The organism is Polaribacter sp. WD7, assembly GCF_003335085.1.
GTDB lineage: Bacteria > Bacteroidota > Bacteroidia > Flavobacteriales > Flavobacteriaceae > Polaribacter.
The window spans coordinates 159,288-184,955 of sequence record NZ_QPEJ01000016.1 but is presented as its reverse complement, the minus strand read 5'-3'; the positions used below and the strand labels follow the sequence as shown (position 1 = coordinate 184,955).

The 25,668-nt window shown below is 31.2% G+C and carries 19 protein-coding genes; 14 read left to right on the top strand and 5 right to left on the bottom strand.

Features of this window, described 5'->3' with window-relative positions:
• The 3 genes from pta to DUT90_RS04840 all read right to left on the bottom strand — a co-directional run bounded on the left by pta (window position 1) and on the right by DUT90_RS04840 (window position 9,534).
• Window positions 1-2,094, bottom strand: coding sequence for a phosphate acetyltransferase (gene pta / locus DUT90_RS04850; protein WP_114425932.1), 2,094 nt, complete (start codon window positions 2,092-2,094; stop codon window positions 1-3).
• Between the two features lie 88 nt (window positions 2,095-2,182).
• Complete coding sequence (locus DUT90_RS04845) at window positions 2,183-3,811, bottom strand: acyl-CoA carboxylase subunit beta (protein WP_114425930.1); 1,629 nt, start codon at window positions 3,809-3,811, stop codon at window positions 2,183-2,185.
• 95 nt (window positions 3,812-3,906) lie between these two features.
• Entirely contained in the window at window positions 3,907-9,534 is a 5,628-nt protein-coding gene (locus DUT90_RS04840; RefSeq protein WP_114425928.1) for a T9SS type B sorting domain-containing protein, read from the bottom strand.
• 174 nt (window positions 9,535-9,708) lie between these two features.
• Here DUT90_RS04840 and DUT90_RS04835 point away from each other — a divergent pair, with 174 nt between their 5' ends.
• From DUT90_RS04835 to ettA, 11 genes are all read left to right on the top strand, one after another.
• Window positions 9,709-10,293 (top strand): NUDIX domain-containing protein, encoded by a 585-nt coding sequence (locus DUT90_RS04835; RefSeq protein ID WP_114425926.1) that lies wholly within the window; start codon window positions 9,709-9,711, stop codon window positions 10,291-10,293.
• Window positions 10,294-10,375: 82 nt separating this feature from the next.
• Entirely contained in the window at window positions 10,376-10,729 is a 354-nt protein-coding gene (locus DUT90_RS04830) for a DoxX family protein (RefSeq protein WP_114425924.1), read from the top strand.
• Window positions 10,730-10,734: 5 nt separating this feature from the next.
• Window positions 10,735-11,271, top strand: coding sequence for an NADPH-dependent FMN reductase (locus DUT90_RS04825; protein ID WP_114425922.1), 537 nt, complete (start codon window positions 10,735-10,737; stop codon window positions 11,269-11,271).
• Between the two features lie 4 nt (window positions 11,272-11,275).
• Window positions 11,276-11,524: a glutaredoxin domain-containing protein gene (locus DUT90_RS04820; protein WP_114425920.1), complete on the top strand. Its 249-nt coding sequence runs from the start codon at window positions 11,276-11,278 to the stop codon at window positions 11,522-11,524.
• A 2-nt stretch (window positions 11,525-11,526) separates the two neighbouring features.
• Window positions 11,527-11,964, top strand: a complete 438-nt coding sequence (locus DUT90_RS04815) for a MarR family winged helix-turn-helix transcriptional regulator (RefSeq protein WP_114425918.1) — start codon at window positions 11,527-11,529, stop codon at window positions 11,962-11,964.
• A 147-nt stretch (window positions 11,965-12,111) separates the two neighbouring features.
• Window positions 12,112-12,981 (top strand): pirin family protein, encoded by an 870-nt coding sequence (locus tag DUT90_RS04810; RefSeq protein WP_114425916.1) that lies wholly within the window; start codon window positions 12,112-12,114, stop codon window positions 12,979-12,981.
• Between the two features lie 27 nt (window positions 12,982-13,008).
• Window positions 13,009-13,716 (top strand): pirin family protein, encoded by a 708-nt coding sequence (locus tag DUT90_RS04805; RefSeq protein ID WP_114425914.1) that lies wholly within the window; start codon window positions 13,009-13,011, stop codon window positions 13,714-13,716.
• A 147-nt stretch (window positions 13,717-13,863) separates the two neighbouring features.
• A complete protein-coding gene (locus DUT90_RS04800) occupies window positions 13,864-15,888 on the top strand; it encodes an NADPH-dependent 2,4-dienoyl-CoA reductase (RefSeq protein WP_114426325.1) in 2,025 nt (674 codons plus the stop codon).
• An 81-nt stretch (window positions 15,889-15,969) separates the two neighbouring features.
• On the top strand, window positions 15,970-16,578 hold the full coding sequence (locus DUT90_RS04795; protein ID WP_114425912.1) for a hypothetical protein: 609 nt from the start codon (window positions 15,970-15,972) through the stop codon (window positions 16,576-16,578).
• A gap of 215 nt (window positions 16,579-16,793) precedes the next feature.
• Window positions 16,794-16,976, top strand: coding sequence for a CAL67264 family membrane protein (locus tag DUT90_RS04790; protein ID WP_114425910.1), 183 nt, complete (start codon window positions 16,794-16,796; stop codon window positions 16,974-16,976).
• A gap of 52 nt (window positions 16,977-17,028) precedes the next feature.
• A complete protein-coding gene (gene ettA, locus DUT90_RS04785; RefSeq protein WP_114425908.1) occupies window positions 17,029-18,720 on the top strand; it encodes an energy-dependent translational throttle protein EttA in 1,692 nt (563 codons plus the stop codon).
• Window positions 18,721-18,904: 184 nt separating this feature from the next.
• Here ettA and DUT90_RS04780 read toward each other — a convergent pair whose 3' ends face one another.
• Window positions 18,905-19,729 (bottom strand): hypothetical protein, encoded by an 825-nt coding sequence (locus DUT90_RS04780; protein WP_114425906.1) that lies wholly within the window; start codon window positions 19,727-19,729, stop codon window positions 18,905-18,907.
• A gap of 248 nt (window positions 19,730-19,977) precedes the next feature.
• On the opposite strand from DUT90_RS04780, the gene DUT90_RS04775 reads away from it, so the two are divergent.
• The 3 genes from DUT90_RS04775 to DUT90_RS04765 all read left to right on the top strand — a co-directional run bounded on the left by DUT90_RS04775 (window position 19,978) and on the right by DUT90_RS04765 (window position 24,358).
• Window positions 19,978-20,472 (top strand): DinB family protein, encoded by a 495-nt coding sequence (locus tag DUT90_RS04775; protein ID WP_114425904.1) that lies wholly within the window; start codon window positions 19,978-19,980, stop codon window positions 20,470-20,472.
• 108 nt (window positions 20,473-20,580) lie between these two features.
• On the top strand, window positions 20,581-21,513 hold the full coding sequence (locus DUT90_RS04770; RefSeq protein ID WP_114425903.1) for a serine hydrolase: 933 nt from the start codon (window positions 20,581-20,583) through the stop codon (window positions 21,511-21,513).
• A 19-nt stretch (window positions 21,514-21,532) separates the two neighbouring features.
• A complete protein-coding gene (locus DUT90_RS04765; RefSeq protein ID WP_114425901.1) occupies window positions 21,533-24,358 on the top strand; it encodes an NTP/NDP exchange transporter in 2,826 nt (941 codons plus the stop codon).
• Here DUT90_RS04765 and DUT90_RS04760 read toward each other — a convergent pair.
• A complete protein-coding gene (locus DUT90_RS04760) occupies window positions 24,355-25,668 on the bottom strand; it encodes a serine hydrolase (RefSeq protein ID WP_114425899.1) in 1,314 nt (437 codons plus the stop codon). The two genes, DUT90_RS04765 and DUT90_RS04760, sit on opposite strands and share 4 nt — an antisense overlap.

Here is a 25,668-nt window from a genome sequence, read left to right as displayed (position 1 = left end):
TTATTGTTGATTTGCCTGTATGGCTGTTAGTAAAACTGTATTAAAAATATCATCTACTGTACAACCTCTACTTAAGTCGTTAACTGGTTTATTTAAACCCTGTAACATTGGCCCAATTGCTAATGCACCTGTTTCTCTTTGAATAGCTTTATAGGTATTGTTTCCTGTATTTAAATCAGGAAAAATAAGTACAGATGCTTGTCCTGCAACTAAAGAATTTGGCATTTTAGTTTTGGCAACAGACATATCTACAGCAGCATCATATTGTATAGGACCTTCAATTTTTAATTGCGAATTTTTTGCTTTCGCAATTTCTGTAGCTTTTCTAACTTTTTCTACCTCTTCTCCTTTTCCAGAACTACCAGAAGAATAAGATAGCATTGCTACCTTAGGCTCTATACCAAAGGCAGCAGCAGAGGCAGCAGAAGAAAGTGCAATTTCTGCCAATTGTTCTGCATTAGGATTTGGGTTTACAGCACAATCACCCATAACAGAAACTCTATCTGAAAGGCACATAAAAAATACAGATGACACCACAGAAACACCTGGTTTGGTTTTTATAATTTGTAAAGCAGGCTTTATAGTGTGCATTGTAGTATGTACAGCACCAGAAACCATACCATCTGCTAAACCGTTTAGTATCATTAAGGTACCGTAATAAGAAACATCTCTTGTTAAATCATGTGCAGTAGTTTCTGTCATACCCTTATGTTTTCTGGCATTGTATAAGGTTTTTCCAAAATCTTCATTATGAATTGAGTCTTCTGGATTTAAGATCTTTATTTTTTCTAAATCAATTTGTAAACCCAATTGATCTGCTTTTTGTTGAATCTGTTTTTTATCTCCCAATAGCGTTAAATCTACAATATTTAAAAGCTGTAAACGAGCTGCTGCTTTAATAATACGATTGTCATAGCCTTCTGGCAATACAATATGTTTACGATTGGTTTTTGCTTTTTGTAACAAACTATATTGAAACATGCTTGGGGTTAATCTTTCTGAATGAAAAGTAGAAAGAATATCTGTTAAACGTTCTACATTTACATAATTGTCAAACGTATCTAATGCCAACAAAATTTTACGATTATTGGTAGCATATATTTTTGGTTGTACAGCAGCAATTTTATTAGAAATACCAAAAGTACCCCCTTTAACAGAAATGATAGGTATCGTAGATTCTACACCTTCTATCAATTTTAAAATAGATTTTTCAGGAACCAAGCTTCCTGTTAAAATAATTCCTGAAATTTTAGGATAGTTGCTAGAGGCATTGGCTTGCAAAGCACCTAAAATAATATCTGCTCTATCTCCAGGGGTAACTACAAGCGCATTTTCTTTAATTCTAGTTAAGTAATTGCGCAATTGCATTGCACCAATACTATAACTACCTATAGAATTATCTATAAATTGTTCTCCAAATAAAATAGTGCCCTCTAAAGCCTCTACAACTTCTTTTACAGTAGGATAGGCTAAAAACTTTATGTTTGGAATGATGTCTATTGAAACAGAACTTGGTATAAATGCATTGAGCTCATTTTGAATAAAATCAACTTCATCAGCCTCAATTTTATTAGCAATAACCCCAACCACATCTACTTCTTTTTGAATAAAAGCGTTATAGGTAATTTGCATGGTATTGATAAAATCTTTTTTCTTTTTACCATTTCCAGCGCCAACAATTAATACAGGTATGCCTAAATTTTTGGCAATCATTAAATTTACATCAACTTCTGTAAAACCACCTTCACCAGAAAAATCTGTGCCTTCGACTAGAACATAATCAAACTTTTTTTCAAGTTCTTTATATTTTTTGATGATATTATGAATAATTTCATCTTGTTTACCGTCACTGAGTAAGTTAACAATTTCATACTGATGATAAGCAAAACATTCATCATGACTAGTTTGCAGGTTAAAAAAGTTTATTGCGGTATTGGTATGATGATCAATAGCATCAGTTGTATTGGTATTGATAATAGGTCTAAAGTAGCCTACTTTAGAAGAACGGGTTAGCATCATTCTTAATAAACCCAAAGAAATTAGAGACTTTCCGCTATTAGACTCTATGGTAGTTACATAGATTGCTTTACTCATTTGCTTAGTGTGTTAGGTTTAGATAAAAATAAAGGATGACAAAATCTCTACATGTGATGTTTGTCATTTAAATAAAAAAAACTCAGTTTTAAACTTGTAAAACACCCATATTAAATTGTTTTTCAATAGGAGCATGGTTTGCGGCTTCAATACCCATAGAAATCCATGTTCTGGTTTCTAAAGGGTTAATCACGGCATCAGTCCATATTCTAGCAGCAGCATAATACGGAGAGATTTGTTTGTCATAACGCGACTTGATTTTATCAAAAAGTGCTTTTTCTTTTTCTGGGGTAATCTCTTCTCCTTTCTTTTTTAAGGAAGCGGTTTCAATTTGTAATAAAACTTTCGCAGCAGAATTACCACTCATTACAGCTAATTCTGCACTAGGCCATGCAACAATTAATCTTGGGTCATATGCTTTACCACACATAGCATAGTTGCCGGCTCCATAAGAATTACCTATTATTATGGTAAATTTTGGAACTACAGAATTGCTAACTGCATTTACCATTTTAGCGCCGTCTTTTATGATTCCGCCATGTTCAGACTTAGAACCAACCATAAAACCAGTAACGTCTTGTAAAAATACCAAAGGAATTTTTTTCTGATTGCAATTGGCAATAAAACGAGTAGCTTTATCTGCAGAATCATTATAAATGACACCACCAAACTGCATTTCTCCTTTTTTAGTTTTTACTAAATTTCTTTGGTTAGCAACAATACCAACTGCCCAACCATCTATTCTTGCATAACCCGTTAAAATGGTTTTTCCGTAGCCTTCTTTATATTGTTCAAATTCAGAATTGTCTACCAAACGCTTTATGATCTCTAACATATCATATTGAGCATTTCTTTCTCTTGGCAAAATTCCAAAAATATCTTCTTCATTTTCTTTAGGAGGAAAAGCTTCTGTTTTACTAAAACCAGCTTTTTCAAAATCACCTATTTTATCTACAATAAACTTTAATTTATCTAATGCATCTTTATCATCTTTAGCCTTATAGTCTGTAACTCCAGAAATTTCACAATGTGTTGTAGCTCCTCCTAAGGTTTCATTGTCTATAGACTCTCCAATAGCAGCTTTAACTAAATAGCTACCTGCAAGAAAAATACTAGCTGTTTTATCTACAATCATGGCTTCATCACTCATAATAGGTAAGTATGCACCACCAGCAACACAACTGCCCATAACAGCAGATATTTGCGTTATACCCATACTACTCATGATGGCGTTGTTTCTAAAAATACGACCAAAATGTTCTTTATCAGGAAAAATTTCATCTTGCATAGGTAAATATACCCCTGCAGAATCTACCAAATAAATAATTGGGATTTTATTTTCGATAGCTATTTCCTGAGCTCTAAGATTCTTTTTTCCTGTAATAGGAAACCATGCCCCTGCTTTAACAGTAGCGTCATTGGCAACAACAATACATTGCTTGCCTTTTATATATCCTATTTTTACAACGACACCACCAGAAGGGCATCCTCCGTGTTCGATATACATATCTTCACCAGCAAAAGCTGCAATTTCTATAGATTTAGTATTGTTGTCTAACAAGTAATCAATTCTTTCTCGTGCTGTTAGTTTTCCTTTTTCATGATGTTTGTCTATTCTTTTTTGACCTCCACCTAATTTTACTTTTACAAAACGTTTGCGTAAATCTGAAACTAAAAGTTTGTTGTGATCTTCGTTTTTATTGAAGTTTAAATCCATAGAATTGATTTGTAATTTGTAGCTAAATTAAGAAATAATCTTCTTAAAGATACCATAAAAAAAAGAGGCTTTTTGCAAAACCTCTTTTGTGTTATTTATCTTCTTAATAATGAGAAATGTCCTTTTTTTAAGATGGGTGGTTTGGTAGTATCTACAGGTATTAATTGAACACTATACCAATAATCATCAGAAGGTAGTACTTTGCCATTGTAGATACCATCCCAACCAGCACTATCTATAGCTACTTTTGCAATTAACTGTCCGTATCTGTTAAAAATGTTTATACTACTATTCGGAAAAAATGTTTGGTTTGCTCCTCTAACAGTCCAAGTATCATTTGTGTTGTCTCCATTTGGAGTGAAAAACTTAGGAAACTGAATTACAGAAATTTGCAATTCGGCATCAGGCACACAACCATTTTTATCATTTACAATTACGGTATATATACCTCCTTCTAAGTTTTCAAAAATAGGTTCTGCTTGAAACCCAACAAAAGGGATTCTTGTGTTGGTATCATCATTTCTAATGGCAAATTGATAATCTCCTATTCCGAGAGCATTATTTGTATTGTTGATAATTACAGAAATTTTATCTTCTGAGCCAATGTTGTTAGATTCATCAATAATAGTTATCAAACTTTCGTTTAAAAGAGCAGGGTTAGATTCTATGATTTCAATTTCTCTTTCTCTAGAACATAATGTTCCGTTTGTAGTAGTTGCTGTAACAGTGTAGATTCCTCCAGCAGAAATATCTGCAAATTCTGAGGTACTTATAGTGTTGTCTTGGTCATCTTTCCAAACATAACTATAAGCATCAGCTGGGTTTTCGACGTTTATTCGTAGAGGAATATCATTTAAACACAATATTTGCGGAGTTGTGATATCAAAATCAGGTAAAGGATTGACTATGACTTGAAAAAAAGCATCACTATTTACACAACTTGTTCTTTTATTCTGAATACGTACATAAATTGTTTCTAGAGGAGCTGAATTTTGATATGGAGAAGAAAGACTACTTGAACCCGTAGCTGCATCAGCAGGACTCAAGTGAAAACTTACTGTAAAATCATTTGGGTTTTGATTTGGTCCAAGAATTTCAGGAATTTTTCCATTTAAATCTATATTTTGAACTATTCCGTTGGTGTCATTTCCATCCTCATTATTATCACAAGTAGCAAGGTTAGATACAACTTGACTTTCTGGTTCTGGATTAACAATAATTGTTATTTGTCCTTCATCAAAAATACAACCTGTACTATTGTTAACAATACGAACAAATAGATTTTCTTCACTAACGTTTGTGGTTGTATTTATAGTAACTCTATTTAAATCTGATTCGTAACTAAATTTGTCTATTCCTGTTGAATTTAAATCTTGTAAATCGGTTATGGTTTTATGATAGGTTACTGTAAAATTAGAAGCGTTTACGCTGCCTGTTAATTCAATATCTTTTTGACTAACATCTATATTTTGTGCCAAACCATTTCTTGTTGCACCATCATTAGAGCCAATATCACAAACTTCTAAAGGCGTAATAACGTTAGGAACCACAGGTGCGGGATTGATAATAATATCGAAACTTGCGTTTGCATTAAAACACCCTGTTGCTGTATTTTCTACTCTTAAGTATATAGTTTGCACAGATATGTTTCCTGGAGTAAAATTTGTTGGAACATCATTTGTGTAATCACTAGGGTTTGCAATAAAATCGTTGCTACTAGTATCTCCTATAAATGCTGCAGATTGAGATTTATAAAATTCTACAGGGAAATCTGTAGTATTTTGACCAGTACCAGATAAAGCTTCGTTAATTTTTATGGTTAAATCTATACCAGAATTACGTCCGTTATTTTGATTGCCATCAATGGCGCCAGTATCACAATCTTCAATAGGCGTTAAAACAGGACTACTTACTATTGGGACACTATTTATTTGAACAATAAACTGTCCAAGACCAGCACAATTATTGTTAAGCGTACTTGTAATTCTATAGTAAATAGGAAATTGAATGCCTCCATTAATAGTAGTTACATCATTTTTAGTAATATCATTTCTAAAATTGGTAATATTAATTTCATTTAATGTATTGGCTCTATCTTGTATGTTTTCATAATACGTAATTATTGTATTCGCTGGTGGATTTATTCCATTTTCAATACTCGTTTTGTCTAACATAAACGTTGTAATGTTATCTGTATCGCTATTGTTTGGACCATTTGTACCATCTGCTTGTAAAAAATCATCACAAACAGGGGGTTGTAGATCATTATATGGGTTATCAGAAACTTGAGCAACATTAACATCAAGCTGTACAGCAGTATCAAAACACCCTTCGTCAGAAATAACTCTAACAAATACTGTTTCTGTTGTATTTACTGCAACAGGGTAAGCGGTTGGGTCTGTAATTCTAGAAGTAGCACTAGCGTCTGTGTAATACTCAAAAGTAACGTTAGAAGTGTCTGAAATATTAACCTCGGCATTTGTCAAGTTTACTGTAGGATTTGCATTAGAAGCACTAATACATTGTTGTAAAGTAGATGGGTTATTTATAATATTAGGTAAAGCATTAACAGTGAGTGTTACAGGGTCTGATGTTCTAGGGCAACTATTTCCTGTTCTTGTTAATACAACTCTGTATTGAGTGTTTGTTAAGCTTATTGGCGTATTTGTTATTTGTAATATATTGGTAGTAACCCCCATAAAAGTAGCGTTATTACTTAATACGTTCCAATTTGTACCATCTGTAGATTGTTCCCAACTAAATTGCATTTCGTTATTTGCATTTGTCTGGATAGTGATACTTCCTGAATTATTTTCACAAATAACAGTATCATTAAAGGATGTGACAATAATAGGAGCAGAAGTACTATAATCACTATTTGGGTTGTTATATCCGTCTGTATTATTTACCTTACCACTAGCATCTACATCTAGAGGATTAGGCGCTAAAACACCAGAACCATTTCCTGTAAAACCAGCTTCTGTAACATCAAAACAGTCATCACCATCTGCATCTAAATCTACAAAATCAAATAAACTATCTCTATTAGCAACAATTTCTGAGTTAGCGTCTGAATTTCTTAGTGTAAAGTTGATAGTTCCAGAATCTATAGTATCTTCTATAGGATTGTATAGTCCGTTTGTTCCAGAATTTGAGATTGCATCATCAATAATTCCATCATTATTAGTATCAAGTGTGTTGTTTACACCGCTTTCTATAAGATCATAAACACCATCGTTATCAGCATCTAAATCTAAATAATTAGCTACACCATCATTATCTGTATCTTGGTTTGAAGTAAGGGTATCAAAAATATCATCTATACCATCTTGGTTAATGTCTAAATTACTTAAAGTGATGCCAGAAATTGCTACTGATTCAAAAAAATCTGGAATACCATCATTATCAGAATCATTATCTCTAGCGTCTTCTATACCATCTCCGTCAGAATCTCTAAAAAAATAGGTTAGTTGAATTGTTCCATTAAAAGTTGAGGTATTTGTAATACCTGTAGATTGATGTATAAATTCTATGCTACTTACTTGATCTGCTAAAAACTCAAAAGAACTTGTTGCACCTATAGTATTTGCTTTGTATTTAAAATGAATTTCTGAAGCAGAAATTGTGGTAACACCAGTTTCAAATTCTCCATCAAAATTAGTATCTACTAAAAGTTGATCATCTGGGTCTAATAACGTAACGTTTTTGTTATTTGGACCAATTTTTATAATAAAAAATTCACCTTCTGTAATCTCGTGGTCTCTAGCAATATCTTGTGTTATTGTAAAATTTACATTTTGCGTAAAGTTTAGTACATATTCTAAATTAGAATTTACAGCAGGAGTAATAGTAGATTGAAAATTACCGTTATTGTCTCCGGTAAGAGAATTACTGGGTTCACTATCTCTGTATTGACTAGAAATAATACTATTATTTGTTGAGTTATCTTGAAAAATTATTTCAGGATTTTCAATATCAAGTAGGTTAATAAAAGCGTTACCTAGAGATTCTACATCGTTTATAATACCGTCATTATCTAAATCTAAGTCTAAATTATCGATGATTAAGTCATTATCAAAATCATCAGGACAAGCACTAACAGGTATTTCATCAGAAATAAAATCTTCTGTAGGATTACAGTCTACATTACCTACCAAACGATACCTACCAGGAACATCAGGAATGTAAGAAGAGGATGTACTTCTGGATTCCCAAATATTTGTAATTTCATTTAAAAACTCCCATCTAAAACTATCAAATAAATTGGTGTTAGAAGCACTTAATGTAACGTTAGGTATACAGTTTCCAAGAGAGGTTATGGTGGTGCTAAAATTGATTTCTGGAGCCGTTAAAAAACCTGAGTAAAAACTCCCTGAAGTAGCAGCTCCATTTTGATTAAAGTAGGCACAATACAATTCTTCACTACTTTCTACACTTACATTACCAGAAAGACCAGTAACTTTATAGGTTACATAGGCATTGTTTCCGGTAACAGTACTAGGTCCATCAGGAGAAAATGCACTAATTGGTTGTCCGTTAATAAGTATGTTAGCTCCACTATTGGTAACAATAGTAATACCACCATCAAAAGTGACATTACCTATTTGATCTATAGCTGCAATATTGTCTACATTACCTCTACTTTCGCAACTTAATGGGGGCACAAAAAACATACCTTGGTTAGCTTCACTTGGGCTACCATTTCTATTTAAACCACCAACACCTTGATAAGCAAATGCAGGTCTACTTGTAGCAACATACATATTTTCATTACTAGAATATCGGTCTCCCTCTATAATAGCAAACTCACCCGCATTTATGCTGTCAAAAAAGTTGCCATTAACGTTTATTCTGGTGTTGTCTTCATGGGCAACAATTAATACATTTTCCCATTCATCAGCACCTAAACCTCTTACAAAAATATATTCTGTACCAACTTTAGAAACATCTACAATTTGATCTATACCATAATCTCTAGCTTGTCCAGAACCAAAACTACCATTGGCAGAACCAGAATTTACGACAATATTTTTATCGGCTTGAATTAAGGTACCAATTAATGCATCTCTATTAACAAGGTTTTCATCAGAATTTGTAGCTACAATATAACTTTCACCCTCATTTAATGTTATTTCAGGAATGTTTGCTCCTCCATTAAAATTAGTAATTGAAATTCCGCTAGGTAAATCAGAAAAATTAACTTTAGTGTCATCTTCTGTAGCCATTACAGAAATAAAATTTAAATAGTTGTCTTGCGGATTCTGACTGTCAAACATACCCGCTCTAAAAGTTGTTCCTAAAGCAGCATTACCTTTACTAACTAAGGCTCCTGCTTGAGAACCTCCACCACCAATTGCTCTAACAGAAACATAAATTTGACCACCTTCTGCCTCTATAATATACCCTTTGTTGTTATGAACTCTACTGGTTTCATTAGCATTGACAAATAATTGGCTTGCCCCATCACCAATAAAAAATTCTATAGGGTTAGTTTTTGATACTACTCCTGTAATATCATTATTAGAACCAATCTGTTTTATGGTGTAATTTATATTTTGATTGCTGGGTGTAGAAATGTATATAAACTGTTCATTAGGGTTAGAACTATTTGAATCTGCTGTAGTTAATGGTGGTATATAATGTTTTTGGCTTAACTGTGCATTAACTTTTTTTATGCATATAAAAGAGCATAAAAGTAAGAATATATATAATTTAGATTTCAATGCTTTATTTGTTATTTAGATATTGTATAAAAATAGAAAGAATTTAGTTATAACATAGTATTGTATTAAAATATTAGACCTAAAAAATTGTAGAAAGTTTAAAATGGTATCTAATTGTAAAATTATTCTTTATTTCTAAAACTTTTAACGAAATTGCTCTTAAAAACTTAACACATGAATATAGATCAAAAGATAAAAATACTCTCATCTAAAATTGTTTCAAATTTTTGGGGAACATTAGAACACGTAAACTTTAATTTTACCTTTAAAAACGGTAAAACTGAAAACTTAACGCATGAGGTTTATGGTAAAAACGACGGAGTGGCTATTTTGTTATACAATTTAGAAACTAAAAAAGTTATTTTATCTAAACAGTTTAGAATGCCTGTTTTTGTTGCTGGTGTTTCTAATGGTTTTTCTATAGAAGTTGTTGGTGGTGCTTTAGATGAAGGAGAATCTCCTGAAGATTGTGTTATTCGTGAGACAGAGGAAGAGGTAGGGTATAAAATTGATAAGATTACCAAAATAAGTACCGTTTTTCTATCGCCAGGTTTGGTAAAAGAAAGAGTTCATCTTTTTATAGGAGCATATAAAGAGGTAAACAAAACTAAGAACGGAGGGGGGCTTGAATCTGAAAATGAAGAGATAGAAGTACTAGAGTTTTCTTTTGCAGAAGCTTTTAAAATGATAGCAACACAAAAGATTATAGATGCTAGAACTATACTGCTTTTGCAGTATTTAAAATTAGAAAAGTTGTAGTTTATTTCCTTGGATTTATTTTCCTTGGTAAATAAAATTTTATTTAGTAACTTTGTAATCTAATTCTAAAAAATAATGTAAAATGAAAGCAATAAGAATAACTTATTATATCGCTACTGGGCTTTTAACTTTGTTGATGTTATTTTCTGCAGGTATGTATTTTTTTAATCATGAAGAGGTGGCAAAATTATTCACAAATTTTGGATACCCTACCTATATAATTTATCCATATGCTATTTTAAAAATTTCAGGAATTATAGTAATATGGTTTGCAGGTAATAGAGCATTAAAAGAATGGGCGTATTCAGGTTTTTTCTTTGCATTTTTGCTAGCGTTTTTTGCACATGTTATGACTAATGATGGAGAACAAGGGGGAGCAATAGTGGCAATTATTTTATTATTGACTTCTTATTTTACAAATAAAAAATTACAATAATTGATATGAAAAAAATACTGGCATTTGCGGGTAGTACAAGCTCAACATCTATAAATAAACAATTGGCAATTTTTGCGGCTCAAAATTTGAGAAATACAGCTTTTGAAGTTATAGATTTAAGAGATTTTAGTCTCCCAATTTATAGTGAAGATGAAGAAAAAGAAAACGGTCTTCCAGAAGATGCAAAGAAATTTTCTGCTTTGTTTGATGAGTATGATGGTTTTATTGTATCTCTAGCAGAACATAACAGTTCTTACACAGCAGCATTTAAAAATATTTATGATTGGGGTTCTAGAGTAGAAGGTAACGTTTTTAGAGATAAACCACTTCTATTAATGGCAGCTTCACCTGGAGCCAGAGGAGGTATATCTGTTTTAGAAGCTGGTATAGCAAGATTTTCTAGAATGGGTGCTAAAGAATTGGTAAGTTTTTCTTTTCCTAATTTTTATGACAACTTCAAAGAAGAAAAAGTAATAAATCAAGGTTTATTAGATGTTTTACTAAAAAAAACACAAGCATTTGAAGACTTTGTAAATCAATAAAAAAATGAAAATTACCTTATATGGCAAACAAGGGCATGCATACACTGTTGCCTTTAAAAACTTTTTAAATTCTACAGGTGTTTCTTACACTTACAAAGATATTTCTAAGGATGAAGAAGCAAGAGCGCATAGTAAAGAGTTGTACAACGGAGTTGTTAAATTTCCAACCCTGTTTGTTGATGATAAAGTATATGTAACCCCAACAACAGAAGAATTTAATAAAATAATGCAAGACTTAAAATTAAGAGCATAAGCATGGGTGACATTTCTAAAGACATAAAAACGAGCTTTAAGAACAATAAATTAAAGGCTTTAATTAATATTAAATATACTTCAAATTGGTTAAACAGTAAAGAAAATGAGTTTTTTAAACCTTACGGAATATCTCCGCAACAGTTCAACATTTTAAGAATTTTAAGAGGGGCAAAAGATAAGGTAAAGGTGCAAATTGTAAAAGACATAATGATAGAAAGAGCACCTAATGCAACGCGTTTAATGGATAAGTTATGTGACAAAAATTTAATAGAAAGAGAACGTTGCGATCATGATAGAAGAGTAGTTTATGTTAAAATTAAAAGAGAGGGATTAACTTTATTAGAGACAATAGATGTAAATAAAAACCTATCTTTTTTAGAAAACCTCACAGAAGAAGAAGCTATATTACTATCTAGTTTGCTAGATAAAATAAGGTAAAAAAAATTATAATAATATTTTCCTTGGAAAATAAAATAAGAGTACTTTAAATACATATTGAAAAGCACTATGTATTTTTTGCTTTTAAAAATAATACAGCATAGTTGTAATAATAAACCCTAAGAGTACAGGATTATAATATCTAAAATGAAAACACAAAAAACAATACGGCATATCGTTACAAGTCCTTTGGTAAATATGGGGCCAATTAAATTAAGGCAGCCTTTACCCACTCAAGGTATAGAAAATGTAGATCCGTTTTTATTACTACATCATTATGGTCCTTATGCAATATCAGAGTTTAACAATCCTTTTGATTTAGGGCCTCATCCTCACAGAGGTTTTGAACCCATTACACTTTTATTTAAAGGAGAGCAGCTTCATAGAGATTCTTTAGGTAATGAAATGGTGGTTAAAGCAGGTGGAGTGCAATGGACAACAGCAGGAAGAGGTATTATTCATGCAGAGGCCCCAACCAAAACTTTTGTTAAAAAAGGAGGAGATTTAGAAGGGATTCAATTGTGGTTAAATTTGCCTGCAAAAGACAAAATGATAACACCTAATTATCAACATTTAGAAGATGAAGAAATACCAAAAATCTTTTCAGATGATAAAAAAGTTCAGCTAAACATTATTGCAGGCACTCAAAAAGAGGCAACTGGTAAAATTAAAACACAAACTGAAGTATACGTTTTTACAGCTAAAGCTGAAGAAAATGGAAACCTAGAAATTGAGGTGCCAAAACATCACCAATCATTACTGTACCTATTAGAAGGAGAGGTGGTGGTTAACGGACAAGAAACTCTAAAAAAAGGAAACAACCAAATGGTTACTTTTAACCAAGATGGAAATACAATTCACTTTAATGCAAAATCTAAAAGTACCCTACTGATTTTATCAGGAGCACCTATTCAAGAAAAAGTTACTCAATACGGACCATATGTTATGAACACTCAAACTGAAATTCTTGAAGCAATGCGCGATTATCAACAAGGAAAAATGGGGTATTTATATTAATAATCAAAAAATTTAAAAAAATATATTATGATAAAAGCAATTCATAAAGCAAACACTAGAGGATACGTAAATCATGGTTGGCTAAAATCACATCATACCTTTAGTTTTTCAAGTTATCAAAATCCTGAAAGGATGAATTTCGGGATGCTAAGAGTTTTAAATGACGACGTGGTGCAACCCAAAATGGGTTTTGGAACACACCCTCATAAAAATATGGAAATCATTTCTATACCCATTTCAGGAGCTCTATCTCATAAAGATAGTATGAATAATAAACGCTCTATAGAAGTAGGTGAAGTGCAGGTAATGAGTGCGGGTACTGGTATAACACATTCAGAATTTAATGATAGCAAAACTGAAGAAACTAATTTTTTACAACTTTGGATTATCCCAGAAAAAAATGAGGTAACTCCATATTATAATCAAAAGTTTTTTGAAGAGACTGGTAGAAAAAATCAATTTCAAACATTGGTTTCACCTAAGAGCAACCAGATAGAAGGTTCTTTACCTATTAATCAGCAAGCATATATCTCTCTAATAGATTTAGATAAAGATTTTGAAACAGCGTACAGTTTAAAAAATGCTGCGTATTTTTTCTTAATTGATGGTGAAGTTCTTATAGCAAAAGAAATTCTAGAAAAAAGAGATGCAATTGGTATTACAGATACAGACAAAATTCATATTAAAGCAACATCAAAAAGTAAGTTATTGGTCATTGATGTTCCATTAAATTAAAAAAACTTAAATTTACTTTGGCTACAAAATTTTAGATACGCTTAAACAAGTAATTATTCTGATTTTTGTGGCTATTTTTTATTCTCATAAAATACACCTATCTTGCAAGTATTATGCGTGCATAATAAATTTTTAGATTGGTTTTTTATGAAATACAAACACATTTTTGAGCCTTTAGATCTAGGTTTTACAACATTAAAAAATAGAATTTTAATGGGCTCTATGCATACGGGTTTAGAAGAAGAGAAAGACGGAATAGAAAAAATAGCAGCTTATTATAAAGAAAGAGCTAAAGGTGGTGTAGGCCTAATTGTTACAGGAGGCATATCACCTAATATACAAGGTTGGACAGGGCCTTTTGCTGCAAGAATGTCTTCAAAAAAACATGCAAAACAACATCAAAAAATTACTGAAGCTGTTCACAATGCAGGAGGTAAAATATGCATGCAAATCTTACATGCAGGACGTTACGGTTATCATCCATTTAATGTAGCGCCCTCTAAAATTAAAGCACCTATAAATAGGTTTACACCTTTTAAACTTAAGGAATCAGGAATTAAAAGAACCATAAAAGACTTTGTAAATACCGCAAAACTGTCTAAGCTTTCAGGTTATGACGGAATAGAAATTATGGGTTCTGAAGGATACTTAATCAATCAATTTATAGCTAAAAGAACCAACAAACGTAATGATAAATGGGGAGGAAACTATGAAAATAGGATGCGCTTACCAATAGAGTTGGTAAAACAAACAAGAGCTGCTGTTGGAACAAACTTTATTATTATTTACAGACTCTCTATGTTAGATTTGGTAGAAGGCGGAAGTTCTTGGCAAGAAATTGTTCAGTTGGGTAAAGCAATAGAAAAAGCAGGAGCTACTATTATTAATACCGGTATTGGGTGGCATGAAGCTAGAATTCCTACAATAGCCACCTCTGTTCCTAGGGCTGCATTTTCTTGGGTAACTCAAAAAATGAAATCAGAAATTAAAATTCCGTTAATTACATCTAATAGAATAAACATGCCCGAAACAGCTGAAAATATTCTTGCAGAAGGGCATGCAGATATGATTTCTATGGCAAGACCTTTTTTAGCTGATCCAGAATGGGTTATAAAAGCCAAAGAAGAAAGGGCTGATGAAATCAATACTTGTATTGGTTGTAATCAAGCCTGTTTAGATCATGTTTTTCAGCAAAAAGTGGCGAGTTGTTTGGTAAATCCTAGAGCTTGTCATGAAACAGAATTGAATTACCATCCAACACAAAATAAAAAGAAAGTTGCCGTAATTGGGGCTGGACCTGCAGGTTTAGCAGCTTCAACTATTGCAGCACAAAGAGGTCATATTGTAACATTATTTGATGCAGCTTCAGAAATTGGGGGGCAATTTAATATGGCAAAACAAGTTCCTGGAAAAGAAGAATTTTATGAAACCATCCGTTATTTTCAAAAACAAATTGATTTGCAAAATGTTGACGTGAAACTAAACACAAAAGTTTTAATAGATGATTTACAAAATTCTGATTTTGATGAAATAATTATAGCAACAGGTATCAAACCACGAGAATTAAAAATAGAAGGTATTAACCACTCAAAAGTATTGAGTTATATAGATGTTCTAAAAGATAAAAAACTAGTTGGAAAGCGAGTAGCTGTTATTGGTGCAGGAGGTATAGGGTTTGATGTTTCTGAATATTTAACACATGAAGGAGAATCTACAGCATTAAATATTGATGCTTGGTTAAAAGAATGGGGAATAGATAAAACTATGGAAGCAAGAAGTGGAATTGAAGGCGTAAAACCAGAATTTCATTCATCACCTAGAGAAATTTTTATGTTTAAAAGAAGTAAGGGGAAATTTGGAGGAAATTTAGGAAAGACTACTGGTTGGATTCATAGAGCCACTTTAAAAAAGAAAAAAGTACAATTTATTGGAGAGGTTTCTTACAACAAAATTGATGATGAAGGATTGCATTACACTCAAAACCAAGAACAGAAAGTTTTAGATGTAGATAATGTTGTTATTTGTGCAGGTCAAACTCCATTTAAAGATTTATACCAACCTTTATTAGAGGCTGGTAAAAACGTACATGTAATTGGTGGTGCAGATTTTGCGAGTGAGTTGGATGCTAAGCGAGCCATTAATCAAGGTGCTAGACTAGCTGCTAAATTGTAAGATTTTGAAAAATATAAGAATTTATAGCAAGTTTTTCTTATGTTTTACATCTAATAGAGTATAATCCACTAAATATTAATGATGAAAAAAATAGTTTACCTCATAATTATTTTAATAGGCGTAAGTATGCACGCTCAAGCTCAAGGAGCAGGGAGAGGTCAAGAAAGAGTAAGACCAGATCAACAACGTCTAAATCAACAGAACAGAAAACCTAGAGCGTTTAAAGCAAGCGAAGTTGCTGGCTTGTTTTTTTACGATATAGATAAGGTATTAAAAAAACTAAACTTAAAAAACGACAAATCCAAACCTTTAGTTGTAAGTCTTTTAAAAAAGTACAATACACAAATTAAAGAAATAGAATTTTCAAATGCTGATACTTTTACAAACTTGAATAAAATTGTAAATGCAGAAATGAAATCAATACGTGCTCAAGGAAACAATCGCGTTAACAATCAAAGAGGTTTAACTAGAGAAAAAGCGCAAGAAATAATTAGACCCATTAGACAAAAAGTACGTAAAAATGAAAAAAACTTAAACAACGGGTTAAAAGATATCTTAACTGAAAAAGAACTAAAAAAATGGGTGAAATATCAAAAAGCAAAAAAAGATAAATTAAAACCTAAAAGACCTCAAAGAAATAATAATCAAGGTCAAGGACAAAGAGGAAATAGACAAAGAGGAGGTTTTTAAAGCATCTAATTATTTGTGATTTAAGCATAAAGTTTAATTTAGTATAAAATTATAATGGGTCATTTTCTCTTTGTTATAAAAGACAAATTCATATGATTTATAAACAAAAAAATCAAAAAGTAGATGTCAATCTAAGGTGCTTATCTATGATATAAATTTTACTAAATTCAAATAATTTATCGATATTTGCTCATTAACTAATTAATTACGGATTTATGACAATGAATAAAAATACTGTCCTTGGTTGGGCAACTTTTTTAATGATTATTATGGGAGTTATTTTAATCTTAATGGGCGCATACAGATATAAGGATGTTGCTGGTTGGGGTTTTGCAACTGTTGGTATTGGCTTTTTCTGTATAGCTTGGGTTTTTAATGCCCTAAAAGGAAGAGTATAAAGTCTACTTTTTTCAGTAGCAAATTCAAATTTATAATATAAAATCACAAAAAATGTCAGACGATAAAAAAGTCATTTTTTCTATGAATAAGGTTTCTAAAACCTATCAATCTACAGGTAAACAAGTTTTAAAAGATATTTATTTAAGCTTTTTTTACGGAGCCAAAATTGGTATTCTTGGTTTAAATGGATCCGGTAAATCTACTTTGTTGAAAATAATTGCTGGTGTTGAAAAGAATTTTCAAGGAGATGTTACTTTTTCACCTGGCTATAAAGTAGGATATCTAGAACAAGAACCACAACTAGATCCAGAAAAAACAGTAATAGAAGTTGTTAGAGAAGGGGTAGCAGAAACAGTAGCCATTTTAGATGAGTACAATAAAATCAACGATATGTTTGGTTTAGAAGAAGTGTATTCTGATGCAGATAAAATGGAAAAATTGATGAACCAACAAGCAGATCTACAAGATAAAATTGATGCAGTGAATGCTTGGGAATTAGATACCAAATTAGAAATAGCAATGGATGCTTTAAGAACTCCAGATTCTGATAAGAAAATTGGAGTACTTTCTGGTGGAGAAAAAAGACGTGTAGCTTTATGCAGATTGTTATTACAAGAACCTGAAATTTTATTGTTAGATGAGCCTACCAACCATTTAGATGCTGAATCTGTACATTGGTTAGAGCATCATTTAGCACAATATAAAGGTACTGTAATTGCTGTAACGCATGATAGGTATTTCTTAGATAATGTAGCTGGTTGGATTTTAGAGTTGGATAGAGGAGAAGGTATTCCTTGGAAAGGAAACTACTCGTCATGGTTAGATCAAAAATCGCAACGTTTGGCACAAGAGAGTAAAACAGCTTCTAAGCGTCAAAAAACACTAGAACGTGAGTTAGATTGGGTGCGCCAAGGAGCTAAAGGTCGTCAAACAAAGCAGAAAGCACGTTTGAAGAACTATGAAAAGTTAATGAGTCAAGACCAAAAACAAGTAGACGAAAAACTAGAAATTTATATTCCAAACGGACCACGATTAGGAACCAATGTAATAGAAGCTAATGGAGTTTCTAAAGCTTATGGAGATAAATTATTGTATGAAAATTTAGAATTTAATTTACCTCAAGCAGGAATTGTTGGTATTATAGGACCCAATGGAGCAGGAAAAACCACAATCTTTAAGATGATTATGGACGAAGAAAACCCTGATAAAGGAAGTTTTAATGTTGGAGAAACTGCTAAAATTGCATACGTAGATCAATCACATTCTAATATAGATCCAGAAAAAACCATTTGGGAAAATTTTTCTGATGGGCAAGATTTGGTAATGATGGGAGGTAAGCAAGTAAACTCTAGAGCTTATTTAAGTAGATTTAATTTTTCAGGTAGCGAGCAAAATAAAAAAGTAGCTACCTTATCTGGTGGAGAGCGTAACCGCTTGCATTTGGCAATGACCCTAAAAGAAGAAGGAAATGTGTTGTTATTAGATGAGCCTACCAATGATTTAGATGTAAATACATTAAGAGCATTAGAAGAAGGTTTAGAAAACTTTGCAGGTTGTGCCGTAGTTATTTCTCACGATAGATGGTTTTTAGATAGAATCTGTACCCACATTTTAGCTTTTGAGGGAGATAGTCAGGTTTATTTCTTTGAAGGATCTTTCTCAGATTACGAAGAGAATAAAAAGAAACGTTTGGGAGGAGATTTAATGCCAAAACGTATCAAGTACAAAAAATTAATTCGATAATTCTTTACTATTTTTACAATTCAAACAAAAAATAAAAAGCCCCATTTCCTTTTTTAGAAATGGGGCTTTTAACTTCTACTTTTTCCTATCACAATGAGTAGTTAGTTAAATTTTCAAATTCAAACATTTATAATATCAAAAATATAAAACTACTCTTTAATGTAAATACGTGTAAACACCTGTTTTAGTTTCTACGAGATCTAGTATCATTAATACCTTTTCTCTTACCACGTTTAGTAAGGTCTTTATCGTTCCTTTTAGTAATGTTCGATTTTTTATAATTACTAGATCTCGTATTTCCTATATTACTGCGTTTTACAGAACTTTTTCTAGTTGAGGTTGTTGTATTAGACCTCCTATAACTATAATCTCTAGTAGCATTTTCTATAGTTCTTCTATTATTGGTAACAGATGGTTTTTTTCTTCTTAAAATTTTACTTCTACTGCCAATTCTAGCATTAGTGTTTGCTCTGTAATAATAAAAGTTACGGTCTTCTCTAATTTGAGAATAATTTCTTCTAAAATCTCTTCCGTAAAAATAAGCATCATCATAATTACAAACATCGCCAAAATTTATGCTAAACCTAACTCCATTATGGTAATAAAAATTGTCATTCACATATCCTCTAAATACAGGAAGTCCCCATCTGTCATAATCAACTCGTAAATTTCCAACTCTAGCTAGTCTTCCTCTGTGATATCTTATAAAAATATTTCCAATTCTAGATACATTTCCATATCTATCATAATTTACAAATACGTTGCCAATATTTCTAATTCTACCTCTGTAATCTCTGTGTATTCTAACTCCTCTGTTTCTGTAATTGGTATCAAAATCAAATTCGCCATTCGTAAAAACATAGAATTCTATACCACGTTCTACAAAATTTACAGCATTTGTGTAAGAGTAGTCAAACCCGTTTCTTATCAGTAGTTTGTTGTTATGACTAGCTTCAACAGTAGAAACCATCATAAATAATCCAAATAATAAAAGTATACCTTTTTTCATAATATATGGTTTTAAAAGTTTTGCCTACTCTAATTGCTTTTCGGCTTTCGCATTTGATAATATAATTTCAAAGAGCATGCCAAAAACCAAAAAGGAAGTTTTATAAACGATTATGTTGTATTTTGATATATATATAATTCTATGATTTTCAAAACTTTAAAAAAGGATTCAAATAAATTTAAAAAAATCAATAACTTTTGGTAAATTGGACAAAATTTTTACGACTGAAAAGCTTTACAAATGCTATTATGATTGAAGCAATAGAAAAAAACTTACAAAAAGGAATCAAATTAATAAACGCAATTTCAGACGATCAATATTCAGATGCTTCTGTAGCACCTTATTATTCTAGTATAGGATGTCATATAAGACATATTTTAGATGTGTTTTCATGTGTTTTTGAAGGTTTGGAAGAAGATATGGTATTTTTGAATAAAAGAAATAGAGATAAATCTGCAGAAATTCAGACCACTTACGGTTTGCAATATTTTGATACAATACTAAATCAACTTCATAAATTATCACAATCAGATTTAGAAAAAAATATTATTGTTAAAGATGATATGGGATTAGGAGTTGTAGGTGCTAATTATACTTTAGGAGCTATACTAATGCAAGCACACAGTCATGCCATACATCATTTTGCCAGTATTGGTTATATTATATATCAATTAGGAATTCAACTACCAGATTCAAGTTTTGGATTTAACCCAACTACACCTAAAAAGAAAAAAGCTTCTTAAGTCCCTTTGTTTTAAAATCTACTATTTTTTAAAAAAATAAGTGTTCATAATTTGTATTCTGGCATTTATTTTGTATAATATATAAGTATATAAATAGAAAAAACAGATATGATTTTAAAAAAACAAAAAACTAATATTTTTACAATTTTACTATTAACTTTTTCTATCTGCATTTTAGGGCAAAATACATATAAAAACTCTAAAGTGGCATTGCCGATTGAATTAAACGAGGAGATTAAACCAATTAAAGAAATTCAAAATGCTAATTTACAAACGATACTAGAGGATGAGGTAAACGCTAACAAAACTTGGAAACGTTTGATTAAAGGAAAACAAATGTCTATAGGTATTGTAGATATGAGTGATAGTACCAATTTTAAATACGCAGGATTAAACGATGACTTTATGATGTATGCGGCAAGTTTACCAAAAATTGCCATTTTATTAGCCTCTATGGATGCCATAGATAAAGGAGAATTAGCGTATACAAGTGAAGTAAAAAAAGATTTACGATTAATGATAAGTAAATCAAACAATAAGGCATCTACACGAATGATAGACAGGGTAGGTTACAAAAAAATTGAAGATGTTTTAAGAGCACCGAAATATAAACTTTATGACGAAGAAGTTGGTGGAGGTTTATGGGTTGGAAAACGTTATGCGGCTAAGGGTAAAAGATACCCAGACCCAATTAAAGGTTTGAGTCATGCAGCAACTACAAGACAAGTATGTAGTTTTTACTATCAATTGGCCCTAGGAAATTTAATTAGTACAGAGCGTTCTAAAGAAATGTTAGAAATTATGAAAAATCCAGAGCTACACCATAAATTTGTAAATACTTTAGATAAAGTGGCTCCAAAGGCTGATATTTATAGAAAATCTGGTTCTTGGAGAAATTACCATTCTGACTCCGCTTTAGTTTGGGGACCTGATAGAAAATACATCATCGTAGCACTAATAGACTATGACTATGGAGAGCAATTAATTAGAAATTTAGTAAAACCATTAGAAAAAGTATTAAAAAAATCACGTTCTTTATAGTTTGTAAATACAATCTAGATTGAGAAAAATTATAAATAAAACATTAGGATTAAGAGATGGAGAAATATTCATCTCTTTTTTAATGCAATTATATATTTTTATTATCATAACAGTTTTACTAATTGTTAAACCCTCAATAAATGCATTATTTATTTCTAATTTAGGGGCAGATCAATTACCATACGGCTACCTTCTTGTTGCAGTTACGGCGGTAATCACTACTTATTTTTATAGTAAAGCTATCAGAAAGTTTTCATTGGTTAAAATAACTGTTTTATCACTCCTAACATTTAGTATTGTTTTTGCTTTATTAGGGTTTTTACTCAAATATAACTTTACAAGCACCTTTTTTCTTTTTTTCTATTACATATTTGTTTCTTTATTTGCAGTCTTAGCTACATCTCAGTTTTGGATTTTTGCAAATATGGTTTTTAATGCAAGAGAAGCTAAAAGAATTTTTGGTTTTATTGGAGCTGGGGCTATAGCAGGTGGTATTTTTGGAGGATACTTAACTAGTTTAGTAGCAAGTACTTTTGGTAAAGAATACACCATTTTTATAGCTTCAATTTTACTGTTATTTTGTATTCCTATATTAAAAAAAGTTTACAATTTAAGAATACGTTATTTAAACACATTTAAGCGAAAACAAATAATAGAGCGTCAGGATCAATTAGAAAATTCCTCTGTTAGACTCATTTTTAAATCGAAACATTTAACCTTTTTAGCCTTTATTGTTGGAATAAGTGTAATTGTAGCCAAACTAGTAGACTATCAATTTAGCGATTTTGCAAACAAAGCCATATCAAATTCTGATGATTTAACCGCTTTTTTTGGGTTTTGGTTTTCTACTTTTAATGTAATAGCCTTAATAATTCAGTTATTTTTTACCAATAAGGTTATCACAAAACTTGGTGTTTCTTCTTCTCTTCTATTGTTGCCATTAGCTTTAGGACTAGGAGGTCTACTTTTTTTAACATTCCCAGAATTGTGGGTACTTGTTATTGTAAAAGGAATAGATGGTAGTTTCAAACAAAGTTTAAATAAAGCTGCTATAGAGTTGTCTATTATGCCTATTCCACTTCAGGTCAAAAATCAAGCAAAATCATACATAGATGTTGCTGTAGATAGTATAGCAACTGGGGTAGCGGGTTTTTTACTGATTTTTTTCATCAAAAAATTAAATTTAAGTACCTCTTATATTTCCGTAATTATTCTCTTCTTTGTTTTTGTTTGGATTGTGTTGATCTACAAATTAAGAGAAGCTTATTTTGAGTCATTTAAAGCTAATATACAAGCAACATTAGAAAATGTAAATTATAATAAAGATAAACTAAAAAAACAAGACAGTTTGTTACATATTAAAAACGTCTTGAAATCTGATGATGATGAAGCTATTTTAAAGATGTTCAATCAGTTAAAAGATTATAAATTAAAGGTATTACAACCTTTGGTTATAGAGTTACTAGACCACCCTTCAAACAAAATAAAGGTTGCTGCAATTAGTTATTTAGATGCTTTTGATGATAATAATATTTTAAATAAGATTACTTCTTTGGTGTCAAAAAAAGATGATGTTTTGGTGTATGTGGCCTTAGAATATATTTTAGTGCACTCTCCAATTACCGAAAAAACTTTTTTTAACACCTATTTAGATCATCAAGACGAATACGTAGCAAACGGAGCTATTTTGGCATTAGCCAAACAAAGTCAACATAACCAAAAATTAGCAAATACCTATAGTTTAAAAAATCGCTTGAAGAGTAAAATAGAGTTTTACACTACAGAAGAAGGTAATGCTAGAAAAGAAATTATTGCAGGACTATTGCTAAGTATTGCATATACTAGGTTTACAAATTATTATAGTTTAATAACTGATAATTTAAAATCAGAAGAACCATATAATATAAAGTTTGCAACAATTGCAGCGGGTATAACATCTCATAAAATTTTTATAGATGATTTATTAAAACTTCTTAAAACTAAACAACACAGAAAAAAGGGGATAAAAGCTTTAAAAAGTTATGGACCAAGAATTATAAACGTATTGTTAGATTTAGAATATAAGGATGAGCTTGAACCCGATATTAAAAAAAATATACCTAAAATAGTTGCTGCTTTTAAAAATAGAAATGCTTTAAAAATATTAAAAATAACTTTAAAAAGTAAGAATACAACTACTAGATTAGAGACCTCCAAAGCTTTTAGAAGATTAAAAAGGAATGATGAGAATTTGTTAATTTCTGCTAAAATCATAAAAAGAAGCATTTATAAAGAATGTATTTATCATAAAAGTATTTTAGAAATCATGAGTTCTATTGAGCATCATATGAATCTAGAATTAATGGATGATAAAGAGCATAATAAACAATTAATAGAGGCACGTAAGAAAATTTATAGTGTTTTAGAAATTGAAGTGAAAAAATCTTTTACTACACTGTTTAATCTATTAAGCTTATTGTATAATGAGAATGATGTTAAAATAATTCAAAAAGCTATAAACAGTGGCGTAAGAGAAGCTAAAATAAATGCTATAGAGTTGTTAGAAAATTTGTTAGAAAGAAATTTAAGAGCGGTAATTTTACCTTTACTAGAATATCAGGTAGCAGAAAAGAATACAGTTAATACATTGTTTTTAAATTTAACTACTTTAAAAGAAGTTGATTATCTAAAAAAAATCATGAATATTAGTGGAAGTGGTATAAAACATCTTGTTATAAGTTATGTGAATATTTCTAACAGCAGAGAATTTATTCCTGTGTTACTTCCATTAAAAAAGTATCGTAATAGAATTGTAGGACAATTTGCTTACGATACTTATGTGAAATTATTAAAAAATATGAATTAATTGTCTTGTTCGTCTTTATCAGATTTGTATTCTTCTTCTTGTATTTTAGGCTTGTTCAAGTTTGCAGTTTCGTTAACAACGTCGTCAATTTTACTAGCCAAATACATATGAGCCCCAGCAGAATTCTTATTTAAAACATTAGACATTAAGCACACAATATATTTAATTCCGTTGTCGTGCTCTACAATAATGACAGAGTTCATATAATTAAAAACGTTACCAGCATAACTCGCACAATTTGGGTCTTTTTCTCTATCGCACTTATAATAACTACCAGATTTAAAATAGACAGCTGCATCATCCAATCTAGAAGATTTGGCATATCTGATTCTTCTGTCTGTTAAATACAATAAACGTTTCATTTCTAAGCTTGATTTTTCGTCTACAACTTTTCCTTGTTCTAGTTTTACTAAAAATTTCATCAATCCTTTTGGAGTGCCTATACTACCACCTTTTCTACCCACGTATTTCCCCGGAGGTCTTGTAAACAACCCACCCAATCTCCATTCATTTTCTCCAATACCTAAATTTCGTAAAGGTTGGTTTACCACGCTGTTTGCTAAGTTGGTTAAAGAATCTCTAGGCGTTTCTTTAAAATACTTTTCGGCCTTTTCTTCATTTAAGAAAAAATAGTCTTGACCAAAAGCAGCCATAAGCATCGCTTCTCTATACATAATACTTGCAGCACCATTATTGCTAACCGAAACCATATGATCTAACCATTCAAAAAGTGAAAACTCATCACTTGCTATTACTTGTCTTTTGCTTAGTCTGTCTTTTTCAATATCGTATATAGGTATGGTATGATGGTCTCCTAGACCCCAGTATCTACTATTCACTTTTATTTTTTTTAAGTAGGCTATTCTCTCTTCAAAAGAGTCTGGACAAAGTTTTGCAAGTTGGTCAAAAACCGCCAGTAAAACCGCTATTTTACCTACACTACCTGGTTGATAGCCTATGTTTTCTCTATGCTCTGCATATCGTAAGGCATCAGGGTTACTCATATCCATAATTGCCAATGAGTAGTTTCCGCTAGGAGTAATTTTCTTTATTTTTCGATCAAAATTTTCGTCTAAAACTAATAAATCGTTTACACTATCGGTTGTTTTATGCAACAGGTTTAGCTTAATGTCTTGTAGTTTTTTGTAAGCGCCATTGGGTATTCTATTATACCTAACACTGTCTTTTTGAAATTGTCTTATTTGATATAAGCGTTTGATACCAGAATATTCGTAACCATCTATGGGATATTTTATAAAACCTAAAGAAATGATTATTGAGGCAATGATTAAAACGTATATTTTTTTCAT

Coding starts and splice junctions, on each gene's coding strand:
- DUT90_RS04780 (WP_114425906.1), bottom strand. CDS start 19,729: ATGAAAAAAGGTATACTTTTATTATTTGGATTATTTATGATGGTTTCT.
- DUT90_RS04770 (WP_114425903.1), top strand. CDS start 20,581: ATGATTTTAAAAAAACAAAAAACTAATATTTTTACAATTTTACTATTA.
- pta (WP_114425932.1), bottom strand. CDS start 2,094: ATGAGTAAAGCAATCTATGTAACTACCATAGAGTCTAATAGCGGAAAG.
- DUT90_RS04825 (WP_114425922.1), top strand. CDS start 10,735: ATGAAAAAAATACTGGCATTTGCGGGTAGTACAAGCTCAACATCTATA.
- DUT90_RS04820 (WP_114425920.1), top strand. CDS start 11,276: ATGAAAATTACCTTATATGGCAAACAAGGGCATGCATACACTGTTGCC.
- ettA (WP_114425908.1), top strand. CDS start 17,029: ATGTCAGACGATAAAAAAGTCATTTTTTCTATGAATAAGGTTTCTAAA.
- DUT90_RS04775 (WP_114425904.1), top strand. CDS start 19,978: ATGATTGAAGCAATAGAAAAAAACTTACAAAAAGGAATCAAATTAATA.
- DUT90_RS04835 (WP_114425926.1), top strand. CDS start 9,709: ATGAATATAGATCAAAAGATAAAAATACTCTCATCTAAAATTGTTTCA.
- DUT90_RS04790 (WP_114425910.1), top strand. CDS start 16,794: ATGACAATGAATAAAAATACTGTCCTTGGTTGGGCAACTTTTTTAATG.
- DUT90_RS04815 (WP_114425918.1), top strand. CDS start 11,527: ATGGGTGACATTTCTAAAGACATAAAAACGAGCTTTAAGAACAATAAA.
- DUT90_RS04760 (WP_114425899.1), bottom strand. CDS start 25,668: ATGAAAAAAATATACGTTTTAATCATTGCCTCAATAATCATTTCTTTA.
- DUT90_RS04805 (WP_114425914.1), top strand. CDS start 13,009: ATGATAAAAGCAATTCATAAAGCAAACACTAGAGGATACGTAAATCAT.
- DUT90_RS04800 (WP_114426325.1), top strand. CDS start 13,864: ATGAAATACAAACACATTTTTGAGCCTTTAGATCTAGGTTTTACAACA.
- DUT90_RS04830 (WP_114425924.1), top strand. CDS start 10,376: ATGAAAGCAATAAGAATAACTTATTATATCGCTACTGGGCTTTTAACT.
- DUT90_RS04795 (WP_114425912.1), top strand. CDS start 15,970: ATGAAAAAAATAGTTTACCTCATAATTATTTTAATAGGCGTAAGTATG.
- DUT90_RS04810 (WP_114425916.1), top strand. CDS start 12,112: ATGAAAACACAAAAAACAATACGGCATATCGTTACAAGTCCTTTGGTA.
- DUT90_RS04845 (WP_114425930.1), bottom strand. CDS start 3,811: ATGGATTTAAACTTCAATAAAAACGAAGATCACAACAAACTTTTAGTT.